Annotated in this window: 13 protein-coding genes and 4 pseudogenes; 11 read left to right on the top strand and 6 right to left on the bottom strand. The window is 68.2% G+C overall.

Annotation, left to right across the window (positions count from 1 at the left end; translation table 11 throughout):
* Positions 1-53: 53 nt before the first annotated feature.
* Complete coding sequence (locus J7E87_RS33895) at positions 54-350, bottom strand: hypothetical protein (RefSeq protein WP_215098498.1); 297 nt, start codon at positions 348-350, stop codon at positions 54-56.
* 88 nt (positions 351-438) lie between these two features.
* Here J7E87_RS33895 and J7E87_RS36660 point away from each other — a divergent pair.
* The 6 genes and pseudogenes from J7E87_RS36660 to J7E87_RS33870 all read left to right on the top strand — a co-directional run.
* Positions 439-722, top strand: a pseudogene (locus J7E87_RS36660) (IS5/IS1182 family transposase); the annotation flags it as partial.
* A gap of 169 nt (positions 723-891) precedes the next feature.
* Complete coding sequence (locus J7E87_RS33890) at positions 892-1,179, top strand: hypothetical protein (protein WP_215098497.1); 288 nt, start codon at positions 892-894, stop codon at positions 1,177-1,179.
* Positions 1,180-1,208: 29 nt separating this feature from the next.
* Positions 1,209-1,544, top strand: coding sequence for a hypothetical protein (locus tag J7E87_RS33885; RefSeq protein WP_215098496.1), 336 nt, complete (start codon positions 1,209-1,211; stop codon positions 1,542-1,544).
* A 133-nt stretch (positions 1,545-1,677) separates the two neighbouring features.
* Entirely contained in the window at positions 1,678-1,869 is a 192-nt protein-coding gene (locus J7E87_RS33880) for a toxin-antitoxin system HicB family antitoxin (protein WP_251018402.1), read from the top strand.
* Positions 1,866-2,162 carry a hypothetical protein gene (locus J7E87_RS33875; RefSeq protein WP_215098495.1) on the top strand — a complete coding sequence of 99 codons (297 nt, stop codon included), beginning with the start codon at positions 1,866-1,868 and terminating at the stop codon, positions 2,160-2,162. The genes J7E87_RS33880 and J7E87_RS33875 overlap by 4 nt, the downstream gene beginning before the upstream one ends.
* 178 nt (positions 2,163-2,340) lie before the next feature.
* Positions 2,341-2,556, top strand: a pseudogene (locus J7E87_RS33870) (hypothetical protein); the annotation flags it as partial.
* 508 nt (positions 2,557-3,064) lie between these two features.
* Here the strand turns inward: J7E87_RS33870 and J7E87_RS33865 are convergent.
* Both J7E87_RS33865 and J7E87_RS33860 read right to left on the bottom strand, forming a co-directional pair.
* Positions 3,065-3,733 (bottom strand): hypothetical protein, encoded by a 669-nt coding sequence (locus tag J7E87_RS33865; protein ID WP_215098494.1) that lies wholly within the window; start codon positions 3,731-3,733, stop codon positions 3,065-3,067.
* Positions 3,730-4,329 carry an RNA polymerase sigma factor gene (locus J7E87_RS33860; RefSeq protein ID WP_215098493.1) on the bottom strand — a complete coding sequence of 200 codons (600 nt, stop codon included), beginning with the start codon at positions 4,327-4,329 and terminating at the stop codon, positions 3,730-3,732. The genes J7E87_RS33865 and J7E87_RS33860 overlap by 4 nt, the downstream gene beginning before the upstream one ends.
* A gap of 523 nt (positions 4,330-4,852) precedes the next feature.
* Between J7E87_RS33860 and J7E87_RS33855 the strand changes: the two genes are divergently transcribed.
* Entirely contained in the window at positions 4,853-5,032 is a 180-nt protein-coding gene (locus tag J7E87_RS33855) for a hypothetical protein (RefSeq protein WP_215098492.1), read from the top strand.
* A 319-nt stretch (positions 5,033-5,351) separates the two neighbouring features.
* On the opposite strand, the gene J7E87_RS33850 is transcribed toward J7E87_RS33855, so the two are convergent.
* On the bottom strand, positions 5,352-6,122 hold the full coding sequence (locus J7E87_RS33850; RefSeq protein ID WP_215098491.1) for a Ku protein: 771 nt from the start codon (positions 6,120-6,122) through the stop codon (positions 5,352-5,354).
* A gap of 88 nt (positions 6,123-6,210) precedes the next feature.
* Between J7E87_RS33850 and J7E87_RS33845 the strand changes: the two genes are divergently transcribed.
* Together J7E87_RS33845 and J7E87_RS33840 are read left to right on the top strand one after the other, a co-directional pair.
* Positions 6,211-6,450: a hypothetical protein gene (locus J7E87_RS33845; RefSeq protein WP_215098490.1), complete on the top strand. Its 240-nt coding sequence runs from the start codon at positions 6,211-6,213 to the stop codon at positions 6,448-6,450.
* On the top strand, positions 6,447-6,656 hold the full coding sequence (locus J7E87_RS33840) for a LexA family transcriptional regulator (protein WP_215098489.1): 210 nt from the start codon (positions 6,447-6,449) through the stop codon (positions 6,654-6,656). The genes J7E87_RS33845 and J7E87_RS33840 overlap by 4 nt, the downstream gene beginning before the upstream one ends.
* On the opposite strand, the pseudogene J7E87_RS33835 reads toward J7E87_RS33840, so the two are convergent.
* Positions 6,657-6,893 (bottom strand): annotated as a pseudogene (locus J7E87_RS33835) (dihydrofolate reductase family protein); the annotation flags it as partial. It abuts the gene before it with no gap.
* On the opposite strand from J7E87_RS33835, the pseudogene J7E87_RS33830 reads away from it, so the two are divergent.
* A pseudogene (locus tag J7E87_RS33830) lies at positions 6,894-7,541 on the top strand (hypothetical protein); the annotation flags it as partial. It lies immediately after the preceding pseudogene.
* Between the two features lie 581 nt (positions 7,542-8,122).
* Positions 8,123-8,539 (top strand): CBS domain-containing protein, encoded by a 417-nt coding sequence (locus J7E87_RS33825; RefSeq protein WP_215098488.1) that lies wholly within the window; start codon positions 8,123-8,125, stop codon positions 8,537-8,539.
* Positions 8,540-8,640: 101 nt separating this feature from the next.
* On the opposite strand, the gene J7E87_RS33820 is transcribed toward J7E87_RS33825, so the two are convergent.
* Entirely contained in the window at positions 8,641-8,991 is a 351-nt protein-coding gene (locus J7E87_RS33820; protein WP_215098487.1) for a PRC-barrel domain-containing protein, read from the bottom strand.
* Between the last annotated feature and the right edge of the window lie 419 nt (positions 8,992-9,410).

Raw genomic sequence — 9,410 nt, 5'->3', positions numbered from 1 at the left:
GCCCCGACGAGGAACTGACGCAACTACTAACGATCAACTACTGGCGCAGGACACTAGTGTCCTGCGCCGGAGATCCGTCGGCAGAAACGGGCGAGGGAGTCGAGGATCTCCTCGGCCGTCTTGGTCCAGATAAACGGCTTGGGGTCTTCGTTCCAGTTCTTGACCCAGGCGCGGATGTCGGCTTCGAGGACCTGGACGTTCTTGTGTGTGCCCCGGCGGATCATCTGGTCGGCCAGGAAGCCGAACCACCGCTCCACCTGGTTGATCCAGGAGGAGCGGACTCGACCGCGGTGCGGGCCCACCAGCACGCCGCCGGCGCGAGGAAAGCGGCGCCCGCCGCGGTTCCTCAAAGGGGGCAGGCCGGGGGACGAATCAGGTCGATCCGGTGCTGCGGAAACTGGCCGTCCGGCTGGAGGAGGTGGTCAGATCGGCGAATGTCTGGGACGTTCCCGCGGAGGATTCACCACCAAGATCCACCTCGTCGCCGAGGGACGGTGCCGGCCCCTCGCCTTCGTCCTGACACCCGGACACTACGGTGACGGCCCCCAGCTCGAGTGCTGGAGCAGGTCTCCGTGCCCCGCCGCGGAGCCGGACGGCCTCGCACCCGGCCCGACCAGGTGCTGGCGGACAAGGCCTACACGTCGCGGAGGAACCGTTGTTACCTGCGACGACGCGGAATCCGGCACACCATCCCCGAACGTCTCGACCAGCGCAGACACCGGCCTACATCTACCTCGGCACCCTCACCCTCGCGGCCCTCACGATCTGGCTCCGCACGTGATCCGAGAAACAGTGCCTAGTGCTCTGCGGTCGGTGCCGGGGCGAGTGGCGGGGGCGTTGTCCCGTGACAGCGAGCTCGCAGGCTGTCTCGTGCGGCCGGACGATAGAGGCATGACGAGTCCCAATTACGGCGGTGACGCCTTGCTGATCGCGGGTGAGCTACAGATCCCCGTCGATGCTCGCCTGGAAGTGTTTGGCATCAAGACCGAGCACAAGTGGCGCGGCATCCTGCACGACATCCCGACTCAGATGTTCTTTGACCTGCAAGACAGCGACGACGTTCGGCTTCGCATGCCAGACGGGCAAGAGCGCCGCGTGTTCCTGCGTGAAGTCACGTACAGCCATGAGGATGAGTTCACCTCTGTGCCCATCTCCGGCGACGGTACGCCGCCGTTCTAGGTTGCAGCCTGGCGCATACAATCGAACTTGTGAGCGATTCAGTGCCCGAGCCGGTGGAGGCGCGGCCGTGGCGGCCGGATGACGGCCCTCCCCCGCCTATCTGGACGTGGCCACGGACTGATCCGCCCGCCCTCCTGGTCCGCTCCCGCAGTCGGTGGCGCTGGGCCACGGTCACTGCTCGCCAGGACCACGCGGACGGGAAGGTGGTGTATCAGGTGGCCGTCGACCTGGACGGCTCCACCTCGGTCACGACGCGGTGGTACGCCTGGCCGCAGCCCGGCCTACGGGTCGGGCACCGCAGTACCTCCCAGCCCTCGGACCGGCTGCTGTTCAGCACGTCCATGCCGCATGCGCCGCCGCGGTGATCACGTCCCGGAAGGCTCTCGTCGCCCGCGGGCGGGTGGACCCTGTAGCGGACCGCTCCCGGCTGATTCGCTTCTACACGCGAAACGACCGCCACCACCTGTGCAACCGCTATCCGGTTGCTAGTTTGGTGGCATGGCTGTGATGACGCTCCGCATACCCGATGACCTCGACCCGGCGATTCGCGCCGGCGCGACCGCCGCGGGCTTGTCCCTCAACGCATACATCGTTCGCGCCGCCCGCCGACAGGCTGTACTCGACGCTGCCCAGCGTCTCGCCGAGCTCGGGCTCGGCGATGACCTGTGCGGCGAGGGCGACACTCTGTGAAGCGGAGGGAAATCTGGACGCTCGGCGACGGGCGCAACGTACTCGTCGTGTCGCTCGACGGCCTGGAACAGGCCTACGGCGCGGTACTCGCCATCGTGCTGCATCCCTCCGGGCGCTTCCCGGACACTGCGATGTCCGTGGTGCTCGACGAGCCGTTGCCGTGTACCGCAGTCGCCGTCAACATCCAACAGCTGAGGGTTGCGCGCTTCGACGGCGCCAAACTGCTGGGCACCGTCGATACGGCGGCGATGGAACGCGTCAGCCAGGCCCTCCGCGCGGTGCTGGACTTGTAGACCGAAACCGAACGCGACAGCGGCCTGTCCCCGAGGCGGGCCGCTCTTCGTCTTTCTGGAACCGTTCGCGGTCCGCAACTGGCTCGGCAGTGGTCCGGAAATGCGACGGAGCCCCGGCTCACTGGTGCCGGGGCTCTGTCCTTCCGCCGTTCCCCTACGGGGGGTGAGGACCGGCGGGGCGGCCTCCGCGGCAGTGACCGCGATGTACGCACCGGCCGCGTCGGTCGCATACACCCCGCCCGGCACCTTCACCCCCGAAGAGGTTTTTGAACGGGCCTTGGCGCACGGCGACGAACACGTCATCAAGCTGACAGATACGGCCCTCGACCTCGGCGATGAACCGGCCCTGGCGGCGGCTCTGCGTTCTATGGACCTGAGCTTCCCGTTGCGATGAGGCGCATGCCAGCCACCGGATTCGCGGGTGGCCGGCCGAAGGCGTGCGAGACGGTCCGCGTGATCGGGTCACCGAGGCGAGCCGACCGGCGAGGAGCAAGTCGACTACCGGCGGCCGCCCAGGTCGCCGCAACCAGGGCTGTTTCCGCGATCAGACTCTCGGTGTCGCGCCGGCATCCGGCCCCGCCTGTGGGCGCGCGGGGCCGGATGTGCAGCAAGCAGGGGGTCATAGGTGCCGTTCTACCCAGACGGCGAGGATGCTCACGGCTCCGGTGCCGGCACCGTAGCAGGCGCCGCGTAGCAGGAGGCCGGTGGCGGCACGGCGGCGCCGGCCAGCCCAGCGGATCAGCCGACGTACGGCTTCGGTGGTCTTGCGCCGGGGGCGGCGGGCAGGGCTATGGTGCATGTCAGATGTCCTTGTCTTCCGGGGGCGTCGTGCGAGGAGCCCTTCCGACCGGAAGCCTAGGAACCGGGGTTGGAGCGGGGCTCCTTTGCTTTATGACGGGTGGTCAGCGGCGGGTGAAGTCGTGGAGGCGGTCGGCCAGCCGCCGGTCGGGCCGGCAGACGATGATGCAGGCGTTGGTGCCGTGTTCCGCCAGCCGGTCAACTTCCATCTCCAGGCCCCCGGTAGGAGCACTCGCCGTGGAGCCGTTCTGGCGTACGTAGCGCGCGACCACCTCGAGCATGGCGAGGAACCCCTCGTCCGGCGCGTCGGCGTCGATCACGGAGTCGGTGACCTGATGGCGCCAGTGCTGGGCCTCCCGCATCTCCCCCAGCGCGAGGTGGTGCAGGTGCAGGCAGTAAGCGGCGGCCCGGTGACCGGCTCCGGCGGCGAGCTGCCACCAGAACTGGGCACTCTCGGGATGGCCAGTCAGATACAGCAGACAGGCGAAGACGGCGGCGCCCTCTTCGTCCAGCTGGGCCTCCTCCACGGGGGTGGACTGGGGGCCTTCGGCGAGGCGGTCCACATGGGTGGCGGCGCCGGGCCCGTTGAGGATCCAGCGGGAGACCACGGCCAGGCGCTGGCCGGCCTGAGCGGCCCGGGCCATGTCCGGCGGCGGCGCGGCCTGCGCCGCGTCGGCGGCCAGCCGGCGCAGCGCGGCTCCGACGTCGAAGGAGGCCGGGGACGTGGTCGGGATGACAGCGTCGGCGAGAAGTTCCTCGAGCGAGGGGGTCACTGTCCTTCCCCTTTCTTGTTCTTGCCCGGGGCCGCGGGCAGTTTCAGCTGCACCCGCAGCCGTTCCCTGCCCTTGCGGCCGTGGTAGTCGACGGTGCGAGCGTCCAGGCCCATGAACCGGGCGATGCGGGCGGTCTTGTAGCCCAGGAGGTGGCGCAGCACGATCACGATGAACGGCCGGGGCGGCAGCGCGGCGATGGCCTCGTACAGGCCGCTGGCGCCGTCCTTGATCTCCAGCTCGTTCCTGATCGCGCGCAGGTTCTGGACTATCGGCCCGTTGATCACGAAGGCGGGAGTGCGGCCCTCGCCCTCGAGCCGGCGGGTGACACGGCGGTGCAGGACCGTGAGGGTCTGCTGCTCCAGGTCACCTTCCTGCAGCAGCTGCTCCCAGCCGGCCAGGATCTCCAGGAACACCTGATGGACCACCTCTTCGGCAGCCCGGCGGCTGCCGAGATGGATCTCGGCGAAAGCGTGGAAGAACTCCTGGTGGCCGAGGTAGAAACCCTCGTAGTCCAGGGGCAGGGACAGCGGCGCACGCACCGGCTGGCCGCATCCGTCCTGGGGCGAGACGTCACCGAGGACGTCGTCGTCGCTCACTCGGGCCTCCGGCGTGCAGTACTCATCGCAGCTCCTCTTCGTTGAGGCGGCACGGCAATAAGCCCGCACCGGGAGCCAGTTGGCTCTGAACACCACGATGTCGAGAACGACGCCCGATCACTCATCGCCCCGCCAGGAAAAATCACCCAATGATCACAAGGTGGAACGCCACGTAGTTTCGGGCGTCGAACTCTCGTCCACAAAGCCTTCCCGAGCAGGGGCAAACGAACACACCGAGGCGAACCACCCGGGAAGTCCGACAGGCCAAGTGACCGAAGTCACAACGAAGTTGCGCGAAAACGAGCGCCCCCGAACCACCCCTGGCCGCCTCCTGCTCACCCCATAGCGCCCCAGTCACACAAACGAGTGGAACCCCCGACACGGGACGCTTCCCACCCCATCCGTGTGCCCCTCGCAGCGCCCCCCCGATGCGCACTGCACGCGGCGCCCATCGCGCTGCCGACGGGCGACGAAGGCATGATCCGCCGATGCGTCCGCCCGCACCCCGCCGTTGCCCATCCCGGTGGAAACACCCGAGCAGTACGACGCGATCGTCCTGCACCACATCGTCGGCTGCGAACTCGAGGAGATCGCCGCCACCACCGGGCAGGAACCCAGCAAAATCGGGTACCTCCGGCACTCATGGAAGCACTCCGCCGCCCAGGCCCCCGCACCGCGAGCACCCACCTGCTGGCCCGCGTGAACGGGCGCGCCCTGGTCACGCCACCTGCAGACGACTGCGGCCCCCGCCGATCCCTGAGTTCGAGTGATCGTCGCAACACCCCAGCTCAGGGGATGCGACTTATTCCAGTCACGACTCTGTTGTGTGGCCGAATCCAGTGCAATGCTGTGACGCGGTGATCCTCGAGCCCCCCGGCGGAGGCCCCCCACCCTGGCCCCGCCCGTGTGCACCTGGGCGGGGCCGCGCCGTCCCTCCCGGCCTCCCCACGGGAGGGGCCGACGCACGCGCACCCTGGGGTCCAGGCAGGATCCGACGCAGCTCGGCGATCAATTCCGACGCTTCAGTCGCCGCGCTCGGCCCGCGCCGCTCGTACGCTCGCCTCCAGGGCGGCCATCAGATCCACTGCCGGCACCGCCTGCGCAGGCGGCTCGGCCAGCTCGGCGCCGCTGGCCTGTGCCGCGATCAGCTGCTCCAGGGCATGTCCGTACTCGTCGTGCAGTTCGCGCTTCTCAACACCCGTCAGCTCCCTGATCAGCACCTCGGCCAGCTCCAGCTCCCGGTCCGTGACCGGCGCCGACGGGGCCAGGTCACCGGGTTCACGCAGCTCGTCCTCCCAGAGCAGGGTCTGAACGACCAGTACGCCGCGGCGCGGGCGCAGCAGTGCCAGGCGCTCCCGGCTTCTGATGGCGAGCTTGGCCACGCCGACCATTCCGGTGCGGGCGAGGGCTTCCACGAGCAGCGCGTACGGCCTCTCGGTACCCGGCCCTTGGGGGCCTGCGTAGTAGGGCCTGGCGAAACTGATCGGGTCGATGTCCGCGCCCGGTACGAAGCCGAGCACCTCACAGGTGTGCTTCGTCGGCAGCGGCAGGCGCGCCAGGTCCTGTTCGGTGAGCGGCACCAGGCGGCCGTCGGGCATCGCGAAGCCGCGCCCTACTTCCTCATACGGGATTTCCCGGCCCTCGGCACGGCAGAAGCGCCGGTGCTCGACCCGGCTGCCGTCGGCGGCGTGGATCTCGTGCAGCCGCACGGCGTGCTCCTCGGTCGCCCCGTACAGCCGGACGGGCAGCGCGACCATCCCGAACTGGATCACGCCGGACCAGATGGCCCTCATGACTCCAGCGTCGGCCGCTGCCGGTCGGGGCGCATCCCGCGGCGTGTCTCCCATGCGCCAGGAATCGAACACATGCTCTAATCGTGTCATGGCGCGAACCAGCTTCCCCGACGACCTGGTGCAGATGCAGAAGGATTGGCTCCGCACATACGAGGAGCTCGACCGCCGCTCCCCCGCGGCCAGCACGACGGCGCTCCGGCACCGCCTGATCCTGCTGTCGTGCCGACTGGCCGGTCACCCGTTCTGGACCGAGGCAGGCCGATCGCCTGCCGCCCGAGCGGAGCTGCGGCACCACGTCCGTGCGCGCGGCTGGACGGAGGCAGCATGAACGAGATCACCGAGATACAGCGCCGGATCCTGATCTGCGTCCGCGAGTGGATCGCCGAGCACGGCGAAGGGCCGACGATCCGGGAGATCGGTCAGCAGGTCGGTCTGTCCAGCACGAGCTCGACGGCGTACCAGCTCGGAAGATTGGAGCAGCACGGGCTGATCAGCCGCAATGCCCGGAGCTGGCGCTCCATCCGTCTCTGCTAGCTAGCGCGCCACGCGGTAGTGGAGGTAGACGACTCTCGAGCTGAAGGTGCGGGTCTCGACGAGTTCGAGATCCACCCGGCGCTCGCGCTGGGGAAAGAACGGAATGCCACCGCCCACCAGCACCGGGTAGACCATGGCCCGGTACTCGTCGATCAGACCCAACGCGGCCGCCTCGGCGGCGAGAGTCGCGCCGCCGATCGCGATGTCGCCCTCCCCCGGCTCGGCTCGCAACCGCTCCGCTGGACCGACATCCTGGAACTGCCGCTGCCCGCCGACCCGGAGCTGTACTGCGCGACCACGGCGATGCTCCACTACGCCCGCGGCGTCGCCTTCTCGGCGACCGGCCGGATTCCCGAGGCGGAGACCGAACGCGGACTGTTCCGTCAGGCCGGCTCCCGCGTACCCGAGTCACGCATGCTGTTCAACAACACCTGCGTCGACATCCTCGCGATCGCGTCGGCGATGCTCGACGGCGAACTGGACTACCGCAAGGGGAACCACGACGCCGCCTTCGCCGCACTGGAGCGGTCGATCACACTCGACGACAACCTTCCCTACGACGAGCCGTGGGGATGGATGCAGCCCACACGGCACGCGTACGGCGCCCTGCTTCTCGAACAGGGACGTGTGGAAGAGGCGGAGGCCGTCTACCGGGCCGACCTGGGCCTCGACGACACGCTGCCGCGTCCTTCGCAACACCCCGGCAACGTATGGGCACTGCACGGATTCCACGAGTGTCTCCTGCGCCTGGGCAAGAGCGCGGAAGCGCAGATCGTGGCCCAGCAACTGAAGCTCGCTTCCGCCATGGCGGACGTACCGATCAACGCGTCCTGCTTCTGCCGTCTCGAAGCCGTCGCCGGCACGGCGGAAGGCGGCGGCTGCTGACGACCCGCGAACCGCGGCCGCACGCGTACCCGGACGATTCATCAGGACCCATCAAATCCCTTGTCCACCATGGACCTTGGCGTGTTCGCATCGTGGTCTGAGCCGTTGACCTTGCGCTACCACAAAGCGGTTTCCTGCAGGTGCGTGGAGCGGATTTCGTCGCGCAACAGAAAGAACCCGCCCGGATGCGGGGGCGGCACCGCGGGCGACCGAGGCCGAGCTGGGCAGGCGGATGCGTCCCAACGTCGGCGGTCCCGGCTCAGGCGAGAAGGGCTTCGACGGCGTCCAGTTCAAAGCCATGGTCGACGCCGCCGGCGGAGACGTCGCGGCCGCGGTACACACGCCTCGACCCGGATGCAGTCATCGTGGGCCTGGAGATCCGTGCCTGGACGCGAAAGTACTGAAGATAGGCGGCCAAGTTCTCGGTCAGCTATCCGCCCAGTCGAGTGAGCGCCACCGGGTGGACGACCGGCCGATGCCGTTAGCGGGCGCTGGTGCGGGGCACCCATGGGGTGCCCAGGGCTTCTCCGCTTCAGCGGCGTGGCCCGCACCCGTAGGTGAGGAAGAAGGAGTGCTGCCGGATGACGACCGCGCGAGAGATCATGACGGCGGGCGCCGAGTGCATCGGCGCCCAGGAGACGGTGCTCGAGGCCGCGAAGAAGATGACCGAGATGGGGGTCGGTGCGCTGCCGATCTGCGGCACGGACGAGAGGCTCAAGGGCATGCTCACCGACCGCGACATTGTGGTGAAGGTTCTGGGGGTAGGCAAGGATCCGGCCGAGGTGAAGGCCGGTGACCTCGCCCAGGGCGAGGCGGTCACCATCGGAGCCGACGATGATGCCGAGGAGATCCTGCGCACCATGAGTGAGCACAAGGTCCGGCGTCTGCCCGTCATCGACGGGCACACTCTGGTCGGCATGGTCGCCCAGGCCGACGTCGCCCGTGCTCTGCCGGACCCGAAGGTCGGTGATCTCCTCCAGGCGTTGTCCACCGACTGATCGGCCCGTGTGTGCGAGGGGCGGGCGAGGCGCCCCGGTAGTGACGCCGTGCTCGGGACTCCTTCCTGCGGATGGAGTCCCGAGCACCGGGGTTCGCTCTGCTACATGTGCGGCTGGCCGTAGTAGCGGCGGAACTGCTCCAGGTAGGTGGGCTCGCCGGCGTGCTTGGCCTCGTCGAACTCGGGAGCGTCTTTGATCTGGTCTTTGGTCCGGTTGACGTAGACGGTTTCTGCGGCCGTGTCGATGCGCTCAATAACACCGGCGGGCAGCAGTACCCGTTTGCCGAAGATCCAGACTCCGGTGTCGACGACGAGGTAGGAGGAGCCGACATCTTCGGAGTGCTTGTCGATCTTGCCGATGTGGCCGTCGCTGGCTTCGACCTTGTAACCGACGAGGTCGATCCCCTGCTGATATCCCGCGGTCGGTCGATAGCCCCAGATGTCTTCGCTCACAGCTGTGCCTCTCGGTGCGTGACAGATACGAGAATCCGCCTCTCGTCGCTGAACGTACGTCCGCAGCACCGGATCAGCCACTCGGCTATCCCCGCCGGGAAGATCTCGCGTGTGGCGCGGATGGCACATCTCGCGTTTCACCAGGTCAGATGGCGTGCCGGCCGTGCCACACCTGTGTGCACGCGACGTGTGGCCCACGGGCTGGAACTGAGCACCCGGGGGGCTTCATGGTGCGTCACCACAGGTGCGAGAGGGCCCGTGCCGCCCGTCCGGCACGGACCCTCTCTAAAGTTGCGTGCCCCGCTAGGGGTAGATGATGGTTCCCCACTCCGACGACTTGAGATCGAAGTATCCGGGCGAAGCCCATGGCAAAGTCAGACGGACGAAACAAGCAGCTTGTCAATCCCCAGATTTCGTAG

This window comes from Streptomyces sp. ISL-1 (assembly GCF_018614585.1).
GTDB lineage: Bacteria > Actinomycetota > Actinomycetes > Streptomycetales > Streptomycetaceae > Streptomyces > Streptomyces maoxianensis.
Note: the sequence above shows the minus strand (reverse complement) of the source record. Positions and strands in the feature narration are given on the sequence as shown.

Bases quoted from the DNA above. Each gene is read 5' to 3' on its own strand.
- J7E87_RS33890 (WP_215098497.1), top strand. From the start codon at position 892: ATGACGAGTCCCAATTACGGCGGTGACGCCTTGCTGATCGCGGGTGAG.
- J7E87_RS33880 (WP_251018402.1), top strand. From the start codon at position 1,678: ATGGCTGTGATGACGCTCCGCATACCCGATGACCTCGACCCGGCGATT.
- J7E87_RS33850 (WP_215098491.1), bottom strand. From the start codon at position 6,122: ATGAGGGCCATCTGGTCCGGCGTGATCCAGTTCGGGATGGTCGCGCTG.
- J7E87_RS33845 (WP_215098490.1), top strand. From the start codon at position 6,211: ATGGCGCGAACCAGCTTCCCCGACGACCTGGTGCAGATGCAGAAGGAT.
- J7E87_RS33840 (WP_215098489.1), top strand. From the start codon at position 6,447: ATGAACGAGATCACCGAGATACAGCGCCGGATCCTGATCTGCGTCCGC.
- J7E87_RS33825 (WP_215098488.1), top strand. From the start codon at position 8,123: ATGACGACCGCGCGAGAGATCATGACGGCGGGCGCCGAGTGCATCGGC.